General features: G+C 67.1%; 10 protein-coding genes and 7 pseudogenes. 13 read left to right on the forward strand and 4 right to left on the reverse strand.

The genetic code is table 11. The features are described 5' to 3' along the window. Window positions 1-174: 174 nt before the first annotated feature. Window positions 175-1728 (reverse strand): ISL3 family transposase, encoded by a 1554-nt coding sequence (locus OG883_RS40375; RefSeq protein ID WP_266552138.1) that lies wholly within the window; start codon window positions 1726-1728, stop codon window positions 175-177. A 1595-nt stretch (window positions 1729-3323) separates the two neighbouring features. On the opposite strand from OG883_RS40375, the gene OG883_RS40380 reads away from it, so the two are divergent. The 7 genes and pseudogenes from OG883_RS40380 to istA all read left to right on the forward strand — a co-directional run. Beyond that, the gene (locus OG883_RS40380) at window positions 3324-4433 is read left to right on the forward strand and encodes an IS701 family transposase (protein WP_266552140.1); all 1110 of its coding nucleotides are present in this window, start codon (window positions 3324-3326) and stop codon (window positions 4431-4433) included. Between the two features lie 12 nt (window positions 4434-4445). After that, window positions 4446-5320, forward strand: a protein-coding gene (locus tag OG883_RS40385) for an IS5 family transposase (protein ID WP_266551946.1) whose coding sequence is annotated in 2 segments (ribosomal slippage) — window positions 4446-4790 and window positions 4793-5320 — 873 coding nt in all. Because the reading frame shifts where the segments join, the coding sequence is not laid out codon by codon here. 21 nt (window positions 5321-5341) lie between these two features. After that, a pseudogene (locus tag OG883_RS40390) lies at window positions 5342-5512 on the forward strand (IS701 family transposase); the annotation flags it as partial. A 451-nt stretch (window positions 5513-5963) separates the two neighbouring features. Continuing rightward, window positions 5964-7487 (forward strand): alkaline phosphatase family protein, encoded by a 1524-nt coding sequence (locus tag OG883_RS40395; protein ID WP_266552142.1) that lies wholly within the window; start codon window positions 5964-5966, stop codon window positions 7485-7487. Between the two features lie 754 nt (window positions 7488-8241). Continuing rightward, a complete protein-coding gene (locus OG883_RS40400; protein WP_266552135.1) occupies window positions 8242-9633 on the forward strand; it encodes an IS1380 family transposase in 1392 nt (463 codons plus the stop codon). Between the two features lie 154 nt (window positions 9634-9787). Then, window positions 9788-10603: pseudogene (locus OG883_RS40405) on the forward strand (ISAzo13 family transposase); the annotation flags it as partial. Between the two features lie 120 nt (window positions 10604-10723). After that, window positions 10724-11644 (forward strand): annotated as a pseudogene (gene istA / locus OG883_RS40410) (IS21 family transposase); the annotation flags it as partial. A 10-nt stretch (window positions 11645-11654) separates the two neighbouring features. On the opposite strand, the pseudogene OG883_RS40415 reads toward istA, so the two are convergent. Continuing rightward, window positions 11655-12140 (reverse strand): annotated as a pseudogene (locus OG883_RS40415) (transposase); the annotation flags it as partial. A gap of 683 nt (window positions 12141-12823) precedes the next feature. On the opposite strand from OG883_RS40415, the pseudogene OG883_RS40420 reads away from it, so the two are divergent. Beyond that, window positions 12824-13063: pseudogene (locus OG883_RS40420) on the forward strand (transposase family protein); the annotation flags it as partial. Window positions 13064-13084: 21 nt separating this feature from the next. Here OG883_RS40420 and OG883_RS40425 read toward each other — a convergent pair. Beyond that, window positions 13085-14524, reverse strand: coding sequence for an NF041680 family putative transposase (locus tag OG883_RS40425; protein ID WP_266552144.1), 1440 nt, complete (start codon window positions 14522-14524; stop codon window positions 13085-13087). Between the two features lie 195 nt (window positions 14525-14719). Between OG883_RS40425 and OG883_RS40430 the strand changes: the two genes are divergently transcribed. After that, window positions 14720-16399 carry an ISAzo13 family transposase gene (locus tag OG883_RS40430; protein ID WP_266552146.1) on the forward strand — a complete coding sequence of 560 codons (1680 nt, stop codon included), beginning with the start codon at window positions 14720-14722 and terminating at the stop codon, window positions 16397-16399. A 53-nt stretch (window positions 16400-16452) separates the two neighbouring features. Here the strand turns inward: OG883_RS40430 and OG883_RS40435 are convergent. After that, window positions 16453-16587: pseudogene (locus OG883_RS40435) on the reverse strand (IS630 family transposase); the annotation flags it as partial. A gap of 152 nt (window positions 16588-16739) precedes the next feature. Here OG883_RS40435 and OG883_RS40440 point away from each other — a divergent pair. The 4 genes and pseudogenes from OG883_RS40440 to OG883_RS40455 form a co-directional block, all read left to right on the forward strand. Then, on the forward strand, window positions 16740-18416 hold the full coding sequence (locus tag OG883_RS40440; protein ID WP_266552148.1) for an RICIN domain-containing protein: 1677 nt from the start codon (window positions 16740-16742) through the stop codon (window positions 18414-18416). 232 nt (window positions 18417-18648) lie between these two features. Continuing rightward, on the forward strand, window positions 18649-19440 hold the full coding sequence (locus OG883_RS40445; RefSeq protein WP_266552151.1) for a YncE family protein: 792 nt from the start codon (window positions 18649-18651) through the stop codon (window positions 19438-19440). 200 nt (window positions 19441-19640) lie between these two features. Continuing rightward, a complete protein-coding gene (locus OG883_RS40450; protein ID WP_266552153.1) occupies window positions 19641-20402 on the forward strand; it encodes a transposase family protein in 762 nt (253 codons plus the stop codon). Window positions 20403-20766: 364 nt separating this feature from the next. Then, window positions 20767-21010, forward strand: a pseudogene (locus tag OG883_RS40455) (helicase); the annotation flags it as partial. Between the last annotated feature and the right edge of the window lie 9 nt (window positions 21011-21019).

Below are 21019 nucleotides of genomic sequence, written 5' to 3' on the forward strand. Positions count from 1 at the left end.
CTGGACCGACAGAACCCCTCAGCAAGGTTCATCGTCCCAGGTCAGGAAGGCACTTTCGCGTTTCCGCCGCAACAGCCGCCGTATTCAAGCGAAACGGCGAGGCTAGTTCAGAGAAGTGTTTGTAAGCACCTCTTCGAGGGTCTGGCCCAAGTTGTGTGGCCCGATTACGCAGAGTCACGCGAGGAGGACGCGTTTCCGGAGGAGCGGGAAGCCTGCTCGGCCGAACATCTGCCTCTTGAGCATCTTGATCCGGTTCACTGCCCCTTCCACTGGGCCTGAGTTCCAGTCGGTGGTCAGTCCGGCGGTCACTGCGTCGAAGTCGGCTTCCAGGCCGACGGCGAAGGTGCTGACGCCGGGGAGGCCGGCGGTCATGGCGCCGGTGATCCAGTCGGTGAGCCGGCCGCCGTCGAGCGTGGTGAGCATCTCGGCGAACGAGCCGACCAGACGGGCGGTCGTCTCCAGCTCCGGGCACTGGTCCAGGACCGTCTTCCTGCGGATCTTCTCTTCTTCGGTGAGAGTTGCGGGGTGCCGGGTGAGCCAGCCGGTGACCTGGCGGATCGACGGCGCGGCCGGCGCCGGCGGGGTGCCGTTCGACGCGGGCAGGGCCTTGCGGACCCCCAGCTGGACGGTGGAGTAGTGACCGCGGAAGCCTCTGGCCGTGATCTCGCGGTGGAGATCGAGGATGGTCACCTTCCCTTCGGTTTCGGCCCAGCGTTGCGCCAGGTAGGGCTTGAACGGGTCGAGTTTGCTGGGCTGTTGGCGCTTTCGGCCCTTGACCATGTCCTGCCAGCGGGCGGCGCGGGCGTACCGCTGGACGGTATGCCGTCCCCAGCTCAGGTGCCGGGCGATCTCCCGGAGCCCCAGTCCCTGGGCGAGCAGGTCGTGGACGAGCGCGTGATGCACCCGGGCGCGTTCGGCGAACTTTCCGGACGGCTCGTCGTCCGCGGGGGCTGGCGCGTCCGTGGTCTCCCACTCAGGTTCGGGCCGAAGTGCCGGGACGGGAAGGTCACGGAGGCAGGGGCGATGGGCGGCGACCGTCTTCTCGACCGCGTTGGCGAGGTTCTGCCACAAATGGAAGCGGTCGGCGACTTGCAGAGCCTGTGGTGTGGCGGTGTGAGCCGCGTCGGCGTAGGCCCCGGACCGGTCGCGGCAGATGACCTCGATCTGCGGATGCCGGGCCAGCCACGGTGCGAGGGTGGCGGCGTCCCGTTCGGGCAGCAGGTCCAGGACCCGGTGCGTCTCCGCATCGATCACCACGGTTCCGTAGACGTGCCCGCGGCGCAGTGCGAAGTCGTCGCCCCCGACCGCCCTCGGCCGGGTCGCAGGCGGGTCGGGGAGGTCCATCACCCGTCTCAGCAGCGTATTGCGGCTGGTCATGATGCCCAGGTGCGCGGCGAGGCGGGCGCCGGCCCGCCCGGCCAGTGCCAGCCCGACCTTGCTCATCGTGGACCGCAGACGCTCGGTGGCCCGGCCATGGCGTCGGGTGAGTCCCGGCACCTGTTCGACGAACGTGCGCTGCGGGCATTCCGCGCTCGCGCAGATGAACCGGCGGACCCGCAGCGCGAGTACGCACGGCCGTCCGGCACAGGCCAGGTCCGCGGGGAAGCGCAGGTAGGAGCCGTGGATCTGAGCCGACCAGTCTCCGCAGGCCGGGCAACAAGCGTCGCTTGCGGTGCATCGTGCTTCGATGCGTATCGCTTCGCCGTCCATCTCGGCGGACGTGATCATGACCTTCGTGTTCGACGGGAACAACAGCTCTTGCACTGGAGACGGATCTTCGTTCACGGCGACTGAATGTCGAGCACCTCAGCCATACGAGGAGCGAAATCAAGGCGACTTCCGAACCCCCGCCACAAAGATCAACAGCTACAACGAGTAATCGGGCCACACAACTTGGGCCAGACCCCTCTTCGAGCCCCAGTGCAAGCACTTCTTCGGGGACCAGCGGGGTACGGAGTTGACCTGGCTCCACGTCCGCCGGGGTGGGGGCCGTCGTGCCCCCGCGGGTCTTCCTCGCGGCGGAGTGTGGCCATCGTTCGCCACTCCTCGAGGGGTTGACCCAGGTAAGCCCAAAGGCCGCAACTTCTTGATCTTGAGCCTCTGAGGTGCGCTCGATGATGTCGACCTGGGCAGCCGGTCTCCTCCCCCGGCTTTGGCCGGGGGAGGAGACACGTCCGCACCTCTGGGTTTCCTGGCCGACAACATCAAGCGAGGCTTCAAGGCACGACCGTCTCACGCGACTTTGTCTCTGCCCACGTCAGGGCGTCGCGTGGCGGCAACGACGATTTATCACGGACAGCGGACCGCGGACCGCGGACCGCTAGACAAGTAGTTCTTTCTTGCCATTTCTTACTACCTTTCGGCCGCCGCAGGTCAGATAGCTACCAGCACTGGTTAATTGAGGTGCAACCTGAGTCCACCAAGCAAACCAAAAGGGGAGAAAGCATGACGAGACGTTTCGCCGCAATGACGCTCGCATCGGCTGCGGCACTGACTGCGTTCATAGCGCCTAGCGCAAGCGCGACCGCCGAAAGAGCTGACTGCACCACGACCGGCCCCATGAGTATTGCTATCCGCGAGGGCCACGGAGAAATATCGTGGTGCGGAAATCACGTATGGGGCTGGGTAAAGGATGACAGGAGCGACGGGCGGTGCCCGTTCTGGCGTGTTTGGACTCATAACGGCTCTCGTTATGAAGACTCCCACCGAGCCGGACCCGCAGGTACGACAATCGACGTCAACTGGCATGCAGCAGGCGACGTGGACTCCATCAGCTTGCGCTGGAAGTCCTGCTGAACCAGGAAACATAGAAGCAGCGAGGAAAGGTCCGGCAGGTGCCTGCCGGACACTTTTCGTTCGAGGTTCGGTGTGGTTGTCGCGAGCCAGGCGCGGGCCTAGTACGGCAGTTGTAGATCGTGATCTTGTCTCTGGGCAACCCGGGGTGTTCTCGTCATGGCGATGCGGAGACTTGCTCGACGGATCTATATCCCGCCGACCGACCTGCCTGGTCCTCTGCGCCATCGACGACCGAACGCGCGCGCTTCATCCGGTGCTCCCAGGCGGTGGGGTCCGTCGTCCCGCCGTCCGCCTCGATGCCGATACCCCCAAGGCTTTCGCGCACGTTCAACTCGTAGCCATTCCTCGGGGCTCTCCATCCTCGGGCGGAGCCCGGCGATCCGGGGATGGGAGTCGTGAGCTGCCCGTCTGGGCAAAGGCGCGGCCACCGAAGATCATCGTGGTTTGTGAAGACAACGAAGGATCAAGCGGTGGCCGCAGGTCACAGCGTAGGTGTTGAGCAATGGCAGGCGATGTTCGAGCGCCTGATGGAACGTGTCGCAGGTCGGTTCGCCCGGGTGGAACCCCGCCGCCGGGCCCGCTCGCTGGTGCTGGGTCTGCTGTCGGACCTGCCGCGCAAGAACTGCTGGACGATCGCCGAACATGCCGGGGACACCACCCCGCACGGGATGCAGCACCTACTGGGCCGTGCCAAGTGGGACGCTGAGGCAGTCCGCGACGACATCCGCACGTACGTGGTGGACCACCTGCCCGACGAGGAGGCAGTCCTCGTCGTGGACGAGACCGGCGACCTGAAGAAGGGCATCGCGACGGTCGGAGTCCAGCGTCAGTACACCGGCACCGCGGGCAGGATCGAGAACGCCCAGGTCGCGGTCTTCCTCGTCTACTCCGCGCAGGCCGGACACGCCGCCATCGACCGGGAGTTGTACGTCCCGCGTTCCTGGGCCGAGGACCGTCGACGGTGTGCATCGGCCGGCATCCCCGACCATGTCGGCTTCGCCACCAAGCCCGCCCTGGCCGCACAGATGATCGCCCGCGCCCTGGACTGCGGCGTCCCCGCACGATGGGTCGCCGGCGACGAGGTCTACGGCGGCAACCCGACTCTTCGGACCGCGCTGGAACAGCGCGAGGTCGGCTACGTTCTCGCGGTCGCCTGCGCCCACCAGATCGTCACGAAGGGAGGAAGCATGCGAGCGGACGCCCTGGTCAAGAAGATGCCCAAGCGAGCCTGGCAGAAGCTCTCGGCCGGGACCGGGGCGAAGGGACATCGCTTCTACGACTGGGCCGTGGTCCACATCGCCGAGGACCGCCCCGGCCACCACCAGCTCCTGGTCCGCCGCAACCGGCGTACAGGCGAACTCGCCTTCTATCGCTGCTATTCACCCACGACCGTGTCACTGTCCACGCTCGTACGGGTGGCCGGGCGCAGGTGGACGGTCGAGGAGACCTTCCAGTCCGGAAAGGGACTGACCGGACTGGACGAGCACCAGGTCCGCCGGTGGACGTCCTGGCACCGCTGGGTCACCCTCGCAATGCTCGCGCACGCCTTCCTCGCCGTCGCCACCGCAGACGAACGCACTCACCGGCCCGCACCGGCCGGACTAGGGTCTGTTGCGAAAGTGGATCTTGATCGGTGATGATCATGCGTTGTGGCGCATGGAGATCTGACAGATGCACAGTGGTCGCGGCTGGAGCCGCTGCTGCCGATGGGCAAGAAGGCCGGGAGGCCGCCGGTTTGGACCAGGCGGCAGCTCATAGACGGCATACGGTGGCGGACGCGGGCGGGAACGCCGTGGCGGGATGTGCCCGAGCGGTACGGGCCGTGGGACCGGGTCTACGACCTGTTCCGCCGGTGGCAGCGTAACGGCACCTGGCACCGGATTCTGGAGCAACTGCAGGCCGATGCCGATGCGAAGGGCCTGATCACGTGGGACGTCAGCGTGGACTCCACGGTCTGCCGTGCTCATCAGCACGCCGCCGGGGCACGTAAAAAGGGGACCTTCAAAAGGAATCGCCCGGCGGCTTCGTCACCGAGCCCGACGATCACGGCCTCGGACGTTCCCGCGGCGGTCTGACTACGAAAATCCACCTCGCGACCGAGCAGGGGCAGAAACCACTGTCACTGCTCATCACCGCCGGCCACCGGCACGACAGTCCCTACTTCCGCCCGGTCCTGGAGAAGATCCGAGTACCCCGTCCAGGCCCCGGACGGCCGCGAACCAGACCTGACAAGGTGCGGGGCGACAAGGCCTACGGTTCCCGAGCGAACCGTGCCTATCTGCACGGACGCCGGATCGCCTGCACCATGCCGGAGAAGGCGGACCAGATCCGTAACCGCAAGAACCTCGGCTCCCGCGGAGGCAGACCACCGAAGTTCGACAGGGAAGACTACAAACAACGCCACGCGGTCGAGTGCGGCATCAACCGCCTCAAGAGACACCGCGCAGTGGCCACGAGGTACGACAAACTCGCCGTCCGCTATGAGGCAACCGTGCTGATCGCGGCCATCAACGAGTGGCTGTGACCAGCACTTTCGCAACAGACCCTAATCCCGTTGACCAGCAACGAGATCGCGCACCTGTTCAACACTCTGATCGTGCGGCCCGCCCACGCCGCTGCGCACCGCCTCCGTTGGTCCCGCTGGCGACGACGCCACCAGGCCCGAGCTCGCGACAGCCACTACCTGCGACAAGCAGCAGATCAATCGCGATCATGATTTTGCAGCTGCCGTATTGGACAGCCGCAAGGGGGTGTGCAGTGCTCTTGGAGTCCTGGGAGCGTCACCCGGTCGGCCTGGTTTCGTTGCTGGTGTTGCTTGGGCTTCGTTCAGGGACGAGGCCCGCACGGACACGCTCACACGCACGCGAAGGCGGATGTGCCGCGCTGCAGTCGTGGGGCCCCAGATGTAGGTGATGCGTGATGGTCGGTGGGCCGCGGATAATGGACGAGCAGCTCTGAACACCGGGGCCGTCCTGAGGAAGGGCGCGGTAACCATGAGTAACCATGCGGAGTCGTGACGGGTTCTCGCGGGCAGATCGAATGGCGAGCGCCTGGGACGGCAGGTCAAGGTCGCGCCGGTGCGGCATTCGACAAGCGCCGGTTCTCCCCGGCGAGCCGACATCGTGGATGGGAGTCCGTCGATGGCGAGTCCCGACCCAACGAATGCTATGGACCATGTGGTCGTGGTCATGTTCGAGAACCGCTCGTTCGGCAACCTGCTCGGCCGGCTGTACGAGCCGGGCGAGGTGGAGTCGTTCGAGGGCGTGATCGGCAAGAACCTCAGCAACCCGATCCCAGAGTGGGCCGAGCACAGGGCGGGCCTGGAAGTCTTGCCCTACGGCACAGCGCCGACGATGAACACCCCGTGGCCCGATCCGGGTGAGGAGTTCCCCCACATCAACACCCAGCTGTTCGGGATCCTCGACGAGGGCAACCGCGGGGTGCTCCAACCGGAGAAGACCTTCAACACGCCGGACTACCCGAACCGGCAGCCCACGATGGACGGGTTCCTGACCGACTACATCAGCATGTACAGCGCGGAGTTCGGCCGACAGCCGACGTATGACGAGTACGCGCAGTTCATGACCGGATACACACCCGAGCAGATGCCGGTGACGTCCGGGATCGCCCGCGGGTTCGCGACGTTCGACCACTGGTTCTGCGACGTGCCCTCGTGCACGTTCCCCAACCGGTCGTTCTTCCACGCCGCGACCTCCAGCGGCTACGTCGTGAACATGACCCCACCGGAGTCGTTCATCGCGCACAACACCGCGGAGACGTTCTTCGATCGCTTGGAGGCGAACGGCCTGACCTGGAGGGTGTACTGCGACCCGCCGTCGCACTATTCGCTGACCGGGCTGATCCACGCCCCGCGTCTGCGCCCGAGGTTCGCGACGCACTTCTTCTCTACCGACCAGTTCTTCGAGGACGCCGAGAAGGGCGAACTGCCGACCTACGCCTTCATCGAACCGCAGATCATCGGCCACGCCCACAACGACATGCACCCCGCCTACGCCATGCTCACCCCCGGCATTTCGTGGGATCCACCATCGTCACTGATCGGAGGCGAAGATCTGCTGGCCCGCCTCTACACCGCGATCCGCTCGTCGTCCTCCCCGAACGGGTCGAACTACCTCAACACGACACTGCTCGTCACCTTCGACGAACACGGTGGCACCTACGACCATGTCGCCCCACCGCCGGCGGCACCACCGGACCCTTCCGCGCCCCCGGGTCAGTTCGGCTTCGCGTTTGACCGCTCGGGTGTCCGCATCCCGACACTGGCGATCTCGGCGTGGATCCCGGAGCGCACCGTCGTCACCGAGACACACCGGTCCACCTCCCTGATCTCGACCATGCGCGAGCGATGGAACCTCGGCCCGCCGTTGAGCGGGCGCGACGCCACGGCCCGCAGCTTCAGGCCGGTCTTCTCCCTCGACACGCCACGGCCGCAGTCGGACTGGCCCGACGTCGCCGCCCGTCCGGTCGAGCCGATGCCCGAGCCGCTGCTGCCGCTGGACGCCCCCCTGAACGGGCTGGGCAAGGCCCTCTTCAGCGGCATACTCGCGCTCGGTAAGGCGATGGGCGCGACCGTGCCCGACGTGCCGCAGGACGCCGTGATCACGGGCGCGCAGGCGATCGCCATCGGCCAGGACGTGCTCGGCGACCTCTTCCCAGCCATGCGATCGTGAGCCAAGGAGCAGGGCAGGCGGGGCCCCGTCGCGCCTCGCTCCCCTCCGTCCGGTAAGACGAGCCACTCCGCCGGGCCAACCTCGAAACGTGCCGTGCCGCGATACCGGCCCACAGATTCAAAAGCATCACACTGCCCAGCAAGATCACGATCTACAACTGCCGCACTAGAGGCTACGGGTCTTCCTGCTCCGGCCTCGGAGCAGGAAGACCTGGACTCGACAGCAGTTCTCGCAAACAGTCCCATTCCCGGAGCAAGGTCAACAATGAGCCGCCGAACCGCTCTGGATCCCGAATCGGTTCGCACAACTCACTCTCACGCACAAGCGGTCCCATCCCCTTGCGAGAAACATTTGTGACAGCGATCAAGAAGTGGCGACCTTGGGGCTTACCTGGGTCATGCCCCCTCCAGGTCGTTCGCCCTCGCTCCACTCGGGGCGCTCCACCTGGACCAGCGGCTTCGTCGACGGCACGGGCGGCAACTATTGAGGAAGGGCATCCCTGCCCGGCCGGCTGTCCCGGTGAGCAGTGGCGCCAACTCCGCTCCGTACAGGGGCGTGAAGCCCCTGTCACACGCCCCCTCGGGTCCGTCGCTGGTACCAAGAGAACTCCGTGCACTAGCCTCGCCGTTTCGCTTGAATACGGCGGCTGTTGCGGCGGAAACGCGAAAGTGCCTTCCTGACCTGGGACGATGAACCTTGCTGAGGGGTTCTGTCGGTCCAGGCGGAGGGCACTTTCTACGTGCAGGGTATCGGGTTGCGTCCCAAGATCCATGTCAGCGCCGATGGTTCGGGGGTGGTCGGTCATGCCAGGGCACGGCTGCTGGCGGATCTCGCCGATGCCATGGGGTTGACCGCCGCGTACTCCGCCGCGCTCAGGCCGCTTCGGCCGCGCGGGACGGGACATGACCCCGGTCGGATCGCCACCGACCTGGCGGTGATGCTCGCCGACGGCGGTGAGGCCATCGCGGACCTGGCCGTGCTACGGGACCAGGTAGGGGTGTTCGGCCCGATCGCCTCGACACCAACGGCCTGGCGGCTGCTCGCCGACGTCGACGAGACCGCCCTCGCCTCGCTGGCTTCTGCTCGCGCCCAGGCCCGGGAAGTCGCCTGGCTGCAGGCCGCCGAACACGGTGAGGGCATACCCGCAGTCCGCACCGCGGGGCGCTTGCTGCCCGGTCTGGTCCTGGATCTCGATGCCACACTGATCGCCTGCCACTCAGAGAAAGCGCAGGCCGCACCCACCTACAAGGGCGGCTTCGGGTTCCACCCGCTGCTGTGCTTCCTCGCCAACACCGGCGAGGCACTGTCCGGCCGGCTGCGGCCCGGGAATGCCGGCGCCAACACCGCGAGCGACCACATCACGGTGCTCGACCAGGCGCTCGGGCAGATCCCCGACGCCCACCGGCACGGCACCGACCTCCTCATCCGCACCGACGGCGCCGGATCCGCAAAAGCCTTCCTCGCTCACGTCCGCGACCTGCGCAAACGAGGAATCCGTACCTTCTTCTCGGTCGGATACGCCATCACCGAGCCGGTCCGACGCGCTATCCGGGCCATGCCCAGCCGTCTCTGGCATCCCGCCCTGGACCAGGACGGGACACTGCGTGCCGGGGCCGAGGTCGCCGAGCTGACCGGCATGGTCGACCTGGACGGCTACCCGGCCGGCACCCGCATCATCGTGCGCCGGGAGCGGCCGCACCCCGGAGCCCAGCTGTCCCTGTTCGACCAGGACGAGGGCCTGCGGCATCAGGTGTTCCTCACCGACACCCCTTCCCCCGGTGGTGGATCCGCCCAGTTCCTGGAGGTCCGTCACCGCGGCCATGCACGCGTCGAGGACCACATCCGGTGCGGCAAGACCACCGGCTTCGGCCGCTTCCCCTCCCGCGACTTCAACGTCAATGCCGCCTGGCTCGAACTCAGCCTTGCGGCGATCGACCTGCTGGCCTGGATGCGCGTCCTGCTGCTGGACGGTGAACTCGCGTCTGCCGAGCCGAAGAAGCTCCGCTACCGGCTGCTGCACGTCGCCGCACGCCTCACCCGCGGCGGTCGGCGTCTGCGCTTGCGGATATCGGCGACCTGGCCCTGGAGAGACGAACTCGCCACGGCATTCCATCGCCTCGCCGCACTGCCCCGACCCGCCGGCTGACCGGTAACCCCCAGCCCGCCCACGACCCGAAAGACCTCGGAGAACCCGACCCCCGCGCCGGGACTCCGCCATGCCCGAGCAGAGAAAACACTCGCCCACCCGACAGCTGACGATCAGCGACGCCTCATCACCCCCAACCGAAACAGCGAGGTTAATAGGGGCAGAGGCCCAGTCCCTCGGCCACGGCGGGATCAAAAGGGTCGCTCGTGCAGTCGGTGTTCGTGAGGCCACGGTGTCTGCGGGGATGCGAGAACTCGACTCCAGAGAGGCCCCGTTGGGGCGGGTCCGTCGGCCCGGCGGCGGCCGCAAACGCGTCGCCGACCTGAACCCAGCCGTTCGGGAGGCACTCCTCATGCTGGTCGAGCCCGACGTCCGCGGAGATCCCATGTCGCCGCTGCGCTGGACCACCAGATCCACCCGCAAGCTCGCCGGGCAGCTGACCCGGCAAGGCCACAGGATCTCCGCGGATACGGTGGGCGACCTCCTGCGCGAGGAGGGCTTCAGCCTGCAGAGCAATGCCAAGACCCTGGAAGGCAAGCAGCACCCCGACCGGGACGCACAGTTCCATTACCTCAACGAGCAGGCCCGCAACCACCAGGACAGCGGGGCTCCGGTGATCAGTGTGGACACGAAGAAGAAGGAACTGGTCGGCCCCTTCAAGAACAACGGCCGTGAATGGGAGCCGAGAGGCGAGCCGGTGCGGATCGACACCCACGACTTCCCCGACCGCGAGCTAGGCAGGGCGGTGCCCTACGGCATCTACGACGTCGCCGCGAACACCGGCTGGGTCAACGTGGGCACCGACCACGACACCGCCGCGTTCGCCGTTGAATCCATCCGCCGCTGGTGGAATGGAGCCGGGCGGGCCGCCTATCCAACGGCCGGCCGACTGCTGATCACCTCCGATGCGGGCGGCTCCAACGGGTATCGCACCCGCACCTGGAAGACCGAACTCGCCCGGTTGTCGGCGTACACATGAACGCGCATAGCCGCGTACGGATGAACGTACAGAGTTCTTGATGTGCTGAGAGCCGGTCCCCGGCACGCTGCTGCCTGTTGCCCAAAGGCTGCAGAGAGGGGTGGGCTGGCCATGGTCTTGGACCCGCAGCGATGGCTTGAACTCCGGCGTTTTCGCGGTCTGGTGGAGTCCGGGGCGATGAGCCTGTCGGAGGTCGCCAAAGAGACCGGGCTGAACTGGCGGACGGTCAGCAAGTACCTGTCTGCCGACGGGTCGTCTGCGCCGCCGCGCCGGACGGCGAACGGTCCGGTGCGTAAACGGGTGGTCGATGAGGTCGCGCCGCTGATCGACGCGATGCTGCGGGCCGAGGTCTTGATGAAGGCCGCGGTGATTCACGAGCGGCTGGCCAAGGAGTATGGGTTCACGGGGAACTATCAGCGGGTCAAGCTCTACGTTCAGGAAGCCCGCCCAAGGATCGCAGAAGAACTGGGCATCACACCAAGGGAGTTGGCGGGTATGCACCGCCGGTTCGAGGTGATCCCGGGGGCCCAGGCTCAGGTGGACTGGGGGGATGAGGGCCGGGTCCTCGCTCACCTGGGCATCCCGAAGGTCTACTCGTTCCACATGGTGCTGTCGTACTCGCGTGACCCGTTCTGCTGTTTCACCACCAGCTTGGATCTGCAGACGTTCTTCGACTGCCACCGGCGGGCGTTCGCGCACTTCAACGGGGTGCCGATGACGATCGTCTACGACCGAACCAAGACCGTTGTCCGCCGGCATGTCGCCCCCGGCGAAGCGGTCCCGCTGCATCCGGAAGCGGTCGGCTTCGCCGGCCACTACGACTTCGACATCGATGTGCTGGCTGCCTACCGGCCGCAGGGCAAGGGCCGGGTCGAGCGGCAGGTCCTGATTGTCCGCGACCACGTCCTGTCCGGACGGGCCTTCTCCTCCGTCGAGGAGATGGACGCCGCGTTCGCCGCTTGGGTGCCGCAGCGGCGGGCCCAGGTCCACAAGACGCACCGAGAGGTCATCGGGCATCGTGCCGCCCGCGAACAGCGTCGAGCTCGGGGTCCGGTGACTCCTTCCACGTCTTGGTGCGCTGGAAGGTCACGCCGCGGCGGGCGAGCAAGCACCGTAACGCCTCGCGGCCGATCCGGATCACGCGACCGTGAACGCGCCGCAGGTAGGCGGCGAGCTTACGGATGGACCAGCGACTGAAGGGCTGGCCGAGCTTGGTCGGGCGGGTGGTGGCCGTCTGGACGACGAAGTCCTCGTCGTCAGGACTGAGCAGGCGGGGACGGCCTCCCGCCCACCGAGGGTCCAGACAGGCCAGGCCGATCTCGTTGAACCGGTGGATCACATCCCGGACGGTGTCCTCGTCGGCCAGCACCAGCTGCGCGATCACCGGCACCCGGTTCCCGCCGGCCGAGGCCAGCAGCATCATCGCCCGCCGGAACCGCACCGAATTGGTGCTGCCCCGACGCACGATCTGCTGCAGCTTCTGCCCCTCCTGGTCGGTCAACCTGCGCACACGGACAGGCTCAGCCACCACACCCCCAACGGTCGAAACGGACGCCACCGCACATCCAACCGTTCCATCTACCGACCCGGCCAACCAATGCGGTCACAGCACTAGACACCAATCCGTACCCCACCGGCATCAAGGTCACCGACAGGGACATCGACGCCCTGCCCATGCACCGGCACCGCTTCCACGGCGACTGCGGGGGTGGTTGGTGGCCGGTTGGGGAGGAACGGACGCTGTTCGACCCCGGAAAGGTGCGCACAACGCGCTACCGCTACCGGGGCGCGACCATCCCTTCCCCCTGGCCGACCACGGCATGAGGACGATCATCGACAGCAAGGCGGGACTTGTGGAGCGCCCGGTGCCATGAGAGTGGCACGCCGGGTGCGGGAAGCGGCCCGAAGAAACGGCTCGATCGAAAGACGAGACCGCGCTTCGGGCCGACTTCACCACCCCCAGCATCCTCTGGACGCGACAGAGATCGACAGCACGTCAGACCAGACCCCGGCGAACAAGCTGGATCGCCTCACGCGGCGTTCACTGCAGGACCCTGAACTGACCGGTATGCCCCGCCAACAACTCACCCAACTCATCGACACCCTGACGCCCGCGCTGGAGATTCAACGCGAGGAAGTGCTCCGCACACGTCGTGGCCACGAGCGTCTGGTCGCACCCGGAACAGGCGCGCCAAAGCCAAACTCACCCCAGCCGACCGAATCCTGGCCACCGTGCTCCACCTGCGCAAACTCGCCACCATGAACCTCTTGGGCCAACTCTTCGGCGTCACCGCCGTGACCATCTGCAGAGCGAGCCAGGACGTCCGCCCACTCCTCGAAGCACACGGCCATCGCATCAAAGCCTCCACCGCCCGCTTCCGCACACCAGCCGACATCACGGCGTTCCTCGCTTCAAACCCCACCCAAACCAAGATCAAGAAGACGAGTTAATGATCTGCACGCCCTTGGCGTTTATGCAGCGTTGCTGTTCGTGATGGCTGCCGCGAGGTTCGGTTTGCCCTGTTTCCCGACGGGGTGCTGGCGTGCGCGGTGCTTGTTCTTCATGCCGGTTGGTCGGCCGGGGCCTGCGGTGCTCGTTTTCGGTGCACCGGCCGGCTGAGGGGTTTTCCCGTGGAGGCGGCGAAATCCTCGACGGACACGCGCAGGTGTGAGGCGCCCTGAGCGTGCGGGCCGTTCCCAGGGCTTGCGGAGGTCTTCTGCGAGGGGCCGGGCGAGGCGGAGTTGGGTGTGGGCGGCAATGACCAGCCAGGTCCAGCGGTCGGCGGCGGCTGGCGCACGGAGTTTGGGAGCGGTCCAGCCCAACGTCTGCTTCATCATTCTGAAGGTGTGTTCGAGATCGAATCTGCGCAGGAATGCCTGCCAGAGCCGGTCCACATCCCCGGCGGTGGCGCCGGTGACTGACCACCACAGCCAGACTGGCCTGGGGCTGCGGTCGCCACGCAGGTGGTCGACCTGAAGACGGATGACCGTGCCTTCGATGACCGGCAGCTGTCCTTCGGGGTAGTTGGCCCACGCCGAGCGCCGGACCAGCAGCGGGTGCAGACGGTCCCAGGCAGTGGCGACGGCCTTCCCGTAGTGGGTGGTGTCGGTCAGCGTGGTGACGGACGGGACAGGCTGGGTGGCCGGATCCTCGAACTTGAACTCCGCCCCGCGCTTGGGCTTGCGCCCGCGTTTGCCCGCCGGCTGAGGCGGGGGCGGGAAGTACAGGACGCGGTCCGAACGCATCCGGCCCAGCAGCTCCACGGGCAGCTCCGCGAGCAGGAAAGCCAGGCGGGTCACGTCATAGCCAGCATCGACGACGACCAGGACGGGCGGGTCGCCGATCTGCCACTGGCCTGCCACATACAGCCGCTGGAACACTTCCCTGACCTGGACGGCGGTGACGGCGATCTCGTCGTCCCACGGACACAGCCGGGCCACGTCCAGCATGGCAGTCCACGAAGTCCGCCCCGGCTCCAGGGCAGCGACGAAGGAGTAGGGCCACCCGGGGATCATCTGGGCCGAGCCCCTGCCCCGACCGTATGTGTGGCAGAACAGCCGATCCGGGCTGGTATTCGCATCCGGCCGCAGCCAGTTGCTGACATCGACCGCCAGGACCAACCGCCCCTCAGCCGTCCGGGGAAGCGGCAGTCCCGCCAGCGCCCTGCGCAGCCGTGCCACATCCAGATGCCCGCGGTTCAGCCCCCCGTACAACGCACCATGCCCGCGGCGGTGCTCAGGCGCCAGGGACAACTCGACCAACGTCTTCACCGGACCGTCCACACACAACAAGGCGTCACCCAGCTCGAACAACGCGTCGCGCCGCTCGGTCAGGCACGCATAGAACTCCGTCCGGAACCACGACAGTTCGGCAAACGCATCCCGCGGGACACCCCGCTGCAGCAGACTCATCGCTCCGGCCTTCGTACTGGTCAAGTGCCTCTGTGACGAAGCACAGAATCAGGCGAAGGCCGCTCTCACGTCTGGCACTCAGCCGAAAACTCCAGCAAGTTCGAGGCCATGTTCGACCACAGACGATAAACGCCAAGCTAAGGGCCCGTAAAGAATCAACACGTTGCTTCACGGTCTCACTGTCGTTGGTGTGGTATGCGCATACCGAGCGAGGTTCGTGACCAACTTGCCCTGAGATTCGGAGTGTTGTTCCCTCATCTGAATGAGCGGCAGCAGCGGCTGGCGCTGGCCGCCGAGGCCCGGCTGCTGGGGCACGGCGGGGTCCGGGCCGTCGCGCGTGCCGCGGGGGTGAGCGAGACGACGGTGCGGAAGGGGGTCTTCGAGCTGGAGGGCTGCGAGGGCCCGTTGCCCGATGGCCGGGTCCGCCGGGACGGCGGCGGTCGCAAGAACGCCGAGGAGCTTGACCCGCTGCTGGTTCCGGCGTTGCTGGCGCTGGTCGAGCCGGACGAGCGGGGCGATCCGATGTCGCCGCTGCGGTGGACGACGAAGTCGCTGCGGTCTCTGGCCGGGGAGCTCACCCGGCAGGGCCATGCCGCGTCAGCGCCGACCGTGGGCAGGCTGCTGCGGGAGAACGGTTTCAGCCTGCAGGCCAATGCCAAGACCCTTGAGGGCGCTCAGCACCCCGACCGGGACACGCAGTTCCGGTACATCAACGACCGGGTCAAGGACCATCAGGCGGGTGGCGAGCCGGTGGTCAGCGTGGACACGAAAAAGAAGGAAGTCGTCGGGGAGTTCAAGAATGCCGGACGCGAGTGGCGGCCGGCCGGTGATCCGGTGCGGGTCGACGTCCATGAATTCCCCGGTGACGCGCTGGGCAAGGCCCTGCCTTACGGCATCTACGACCTGGCGGCGAACACCGGCTGGGTCAACGTCGGTACCGATCACGACACCGCGGCCTTCGCGGTCGAATCGATCCGCCGCTGGTGGCACGGCCAGGGCCACGCTGCCTACCCGCAGGCGACACGGCTGCTGATCACCGCCGATGCCGGCGGTTCTAACGGCTACCGCACCCGCGCCTGGAAGACCGAACTCGCATCATTCGCCGCCGAGACGGGCCTGGCCGTCACTGTCTGCCACATGCCTCCGGGCACATCGAAATGGAACCGGATCGAGCACCGGCTGTTCTCCGCGATCACGATGAACTGGCGCGGCCGCCCGCTGACCAGCTACGAGGTCATCGTGCAGACCATCGCCGCGACCAACACACGCACCGGCCTGACCGTCCACGCCGAAATGGACCCCGGCAGCTACCCCACCGGGGTGAAGGTCAGCGACGTCGAACTGAACGCGGTGCCATTGACCGGCCATGCCTTCCACGGGGAATGGAACTACACCGTGCACCCCCGGACCGCCGAGCCGGCGCACTCCGGCGGCCCTGCCGCCGGCCTCGACTGCGGGGCACTGTCGCACCCCGCCCTGACCGGCATGACCAGCACCGCACTGACCGCGCTGGCCGAGGCCCTGGCCACCGAATGGCAGGCGCTGCACGCACCGGACCGCACCACCCGGCGCGATGGCGGCGAACGGCGCCGGGCCCCTGGCGGCGGCCGCAAGGCCAAACTGGACCTGGCCGACCGAGTCCTGGCCACTGTGCTGCAACAGCACCTCGCCCTGCCGCCCACCGTGCTCGCCCGCCTGTTCACCGTCAGTAAGGACACCATCCGCGACGCCACCGGCGAGATCAGACACCTCATGGACCAGCACGGACACACCCTCGGCCCCGCAGCGGCACACCTGACCACCCTCACCGGCCTCTTCGTCTACGCCGCGGCACACGGCGCCGCCCTCGCAACACAGGCAAAACCCTCACCTTGATTCTTTACGGGCCCTAAGGCCAGCCGGGTAACGTCGTAGCCTGCGTCGGCGGTGATGTTGAAGGCTGCGAACAGGCTGATGTCGTGCCGGTAGTAGTCGTGGGTGCGCCGCTCGGGCATGCCCGGCATCGTCGGCAGCACCGGCTGGGATCGATCCAGGGCCTGGATCTGCCTCTTCTCGTCCACTGATCAGAGCCTTCCTGACTACTTACCGACGGAAACATCTTTCCCCGTTGTGACCGCTGGCGCACTATTGACTCTTGATTCGCGCAAGCAACACCAGCTGTGGTTCGGCCTCGTCAGGGGTGGTCGCACAGCCGTAGTACGTGAGGAGTCAGTGGGTGCCAAAGTTCCACCCTGACGTCTGGGGTACCGCAGACGGGGACGCGACGTTCGCGGGTCTGTCGGACGCGAAGCTCATGGAACGGATCCGCTCAGGTGCGCCTGCCGCGTACCCGGCCGCGCAGGAGCTCAAGCGCCGTCATCTGCCGACAGTCCTCACGTACGCGCGGCTCTGCGCGCGCACGTGGGCGGCCGGGAACCAGCTGGCCGCCCAGGCGATCCAGCTCGCCGCGCAGGAGGCGTGCCGGGGAATCGAGCCCCGCGGGACCTGGCGGCACCATCTGCTGATGCTCGTGCAGCGGGTTGCTCTCACGTGGGCCTCCGGCAAGCGCAGACATGTGCTCGAACCTGACTTCGCCACATGGCTCGACGAAGCCGCCGATTCGATCGACCCGAACGCCTCCCACCCGCAGCACGCAGGAGCGTCGTCGTCTGCGATGCTCACCGGCTTCTACTGGCTTGCCGAGGCGACGCAGTGCGTCCTCTGGCACGCCGTCGTGGACGACGAGCCAGACGCGACCGTCGCCACTTTCCTCCAGGTCGAGCCCGCCGTCGTCCCCGAGTTGCGCACCAGGGCCCAGGACGCCATGCGCCAGGCATACATCCAGGCGCATGTGGAGAGCAGCGGCGACCGGCGGTGTCTTGGTTTCCGCCGCATCATCGAGGCGGCGGCACAGCCGGGAGACGGGCGCTACAGCCAGGACCTGGCGGAGCACCTTGATGAGTGCCCCAGCTGCCCCGAACTGGTCGCGGAGCTGAAACGGATGACGGACGATCCGAGGACCGCGCTGGCGCAGGGGTTGCTACGCTGGGGAGGGGCGGCGTACGCGGCGCGTACGCAGGTACGCGGCCTGCTCGGCGAGGTCTTGCTCAGGCCGCCCAGCGGGTCATCAACGCCCGTACCGGCAACCGCAGTGGGCGGGACGGGTTCGCGCAGGCGCGAGAACGGTCCGTCGCTGCCGCTGGTGCTCGTCGCCGTAGCGGTGGCGGCGGCGGCGCTCACGATCGCCGTCGTCGGAATGCAGCCAGGAAGCATCGGGGCGGGCTCCGGAGCGGCGCCTGACCGCTCGGAGGAGCCACCAGTGCAGGACGTCCCGACCATACCGGCGATCCCTGTACCCAACATGTCGACCAGCCCCACTCCGACACCGTCGAAGTCTCCCGCACCCTCCGCGAGTGCGACCACCAAGGTCCCGAGCAAGGTGGCCCCCAAGCCAAAGCCTCCCGCCCCGTCGAAGGTCCCAGTACTGCGCCCGGTGCCCATCGTTGCAGGAGGGGGATATACCCGGATCGTCAACGATGACTCCGGGCTGTGTCTGGCCGTCGAGGGCGGCGTGCTGGAGAACTACACGGACGTCGTCTCCGCGGGCTGCACCGGCGCCCCGACCCAGCTGTGGAGCCTGGACTCCAGCGGCCTGCTGCGCAGTTCCGCGGACTCGGACTATTGCGTGGACTCACGCGGGGATGTCGACCGGGGTGTCGGCATCTGGAGATGCTCCGACGTCCAAAGCCGGGACGGGCTGCTGTTCATCGTGGACGGCTCAGGAACCATCCGACCGCGGATCGCGCCCGGCTTCGCGCTGGAGCCTCTACTGCCCGACAGCCTCGAGCTCGAGTTCGACGAGATCAATGGGGAAAGCGAGCAGCACTGGACGGCGGTGAAGGCTGCCTTGTGAGCTGTGCCGGAGATTCGGGACCATCCCCGCGGGGGCGGGGAGCGGACTGCGTGACCTGCGTCTTTAGCGCGGGTGCACACGCTGCCGGCGAAGTCGCCCGGAGCGTACTTCCGGCCGCGCCACGGAACTGCGGTGCGCGCAGCTGATCGGGGACGACACCCAGAGGATCAATCTGACCTTCACCCTCTACCCGGAGCCGTGGCGACAACGTTTGAGGTGACCCCCCAAGTACGTGTCGGCGGTCAACATCGCCAAGAAGAGCGTCACGGACATCCCCTTCGACAAGGACGAACTCTCTCCCGACCTCCTCTACGGCGAAGCGATCGCCCCGGACGGCAAGCACGTCTACGTGGCCGTGCAGAACCCCTTCGACGGGGACAAGGTGTCGGTGATCGACACCGCCACCAACCAGGTCTCCGCCACCATCAAGACCAGCAGGCCCGACCAGGTGGTGATCAATCCCGGCGGCAAGCGCCTCTACGTGGCCGACAGCAAGGGCAGCCTGTCCGTGATCAACACCGCCGACAACCAGGTCATCGCCACCATCCGCCTCAACGAAGCGGCCAACGGCATGGCGGTCACCCCTGACGGCAAGCGCCTTTACGTGACCGGGAACAGCAGCACCGTCTCGGTGGTCAACCTCGTGAAGCAGAAGATCGTCCGCACCATCCCCGGTGCCGGCACGGGCGGGCTGACGATCAGCCCCAACGGCAAGCGGGCCTACGTGGTCGGCGTCGACAACAAGATCAGGCAGGGCAAGGTGTCGGTGATCAACCTGACCACTGACAAGGTCACCAAGACCATCCCCATCGGCGACATCCCGCCGGACACCGGGTCAGGCAGGTACTTCCGTCCCGCAGAGGTGGCCCTCACCCCCGACGGCAAGAGCGCCTACGTGGTCGGCTCCTACGGCAACGGGACACCCCAGGGAACCGTGTTCGCGATCAACACCGCAACCAACGCCGTGACCCCCATCACCGTCGGCGCCGGCGACACCATGGGGGTAGCCGTCGGTCGACTGTGACGGCGACACGAGCGCTCGGCAGATCCAGGCGCCACGCGCTTCCTGCCGACGAAATCCGAACCTGACGCCTTTGCCTCCAACGGCATTCAATCAGCCTCTTCCAACCTGCTGGGTGGATTGGGCAGTTGGGCTGACAGGCGGGTGAAGCCCCTGGTAGATGAGTTTTCGACCAAGAGAACCGTCTCCACCAGGGGCTTCATGTGCTTGTCTACCCGTCCGGCATTGACGTGTCCACCTCGGCCCTGCGCCTGCTGTCCGAGCAGCTGCGCGCTCGGCGCAACGAGCGCGGGACCCGATGGCGGCGCCTGACCGCTGGACGCCAGGCGCTGCTCGCCCCCGCCCATCTGCGGTGCGGGCACACCTACGCCCAGCTCGCGGCCGGGTTCGGAGTCGGCACCACCACCGCCTACCGGTACGTGGTCGAGGCCGTCGAGCTGCTGGCTGCGCTCGCCCCCACCCTGGCCGAGGCGGTCCGCGCCGCGGCCAGGAAGGCGTACGTCATCCTCGACGGCACCTTGCTGCCGATCGACCGGATCGCCGCCAACCGGCCCTTCTACAGCGGCAAGCACAAGAAGCACGGCATGAACGTCCAAGCCCTCACCGATCCGTTCGGCCGCCTGCTGTGGGCCTCGGCCGCGCTGCCCGGCGCTATCCACGACATCAAGGCCGCCCGCACCCACGGGATCATCGACGCCCTGGCCAAGGCCGACCTGGCCTGCTGGGCTGACAAGGGCTACCAGGGCGCCGGCGGCACCGTACGGGTGCCCTTCCGCGGCAAGCACCGCAACCTCTCCACCGGACAGCAAGGCGTCAACGTCGCCCATGCCCGCATCCGCGCCCTCGGCGAGCAGGCCATGGCCACCCTCAAGGCCTGGCGCCTCCTGCGGAAACTCCGCTGCAGCACCACCCGCATCACCGGCATCGTCCAGGCCATCCTCGCGCTTCACCTTGCGCCAGCCTGAGGTTGGAAAAGGCTCGATGAGAATCCGGATCAGGTGTTTCCTGGGACCGTCACTGTGTTGCCCCCCGAGCAGCAACTGGTCGCCGACGCCTCCTTGGTATGCCGTAACAGGCGTGCGGGCGAAGATGCTTGAGGGCAGGAGGACTTCCGGAAGATCCGGTAGCGATATGGCGTTCGAGCGCCGGATTACTGTTTGGTCAGACGGCAGTCGGTCGAGGCTGTCACGCCGAGGCGGCGGTACACAGACCGCTGGCCAGTCGACCGAAATCGACATGGCGGCGGACGACGAGAGTCTCTCGTGCTGTCATGGCTACGGCAATACAATTTGCCGTGAGGTATCGGCAATGCTACTTCGGTGAATTCTCGGGTACCTGGCCCCGCGTCAGGACGCCGTCTGGGGCGAGGACGACAACGAGCTGGTGCCCATCGGGCAGCACATGGCCGACTCCGCAGGAAGAGAGGCCTCGGCAGGACTCGGAGCGAGCTGAGGACCGCGCCAAGCTCGCCGCGATCGACCCGGACTGGAACTGCGCATGGCCGCTGGACTGGCAGCGGCACCGTCGCGTACTCGCCTACTTGGTTGACGCCGACGGCACCCTCCCGGAGATCCAGTCCGGC

Source organism: Streptomyces sp. NBC_01142 (genome assembly GCF_026341125.1).
Lineage (GTDB): Bacteria > Actinomycetota > Actinomycetes > Streptomycetales > Streptomycetaceae > Streptomyces.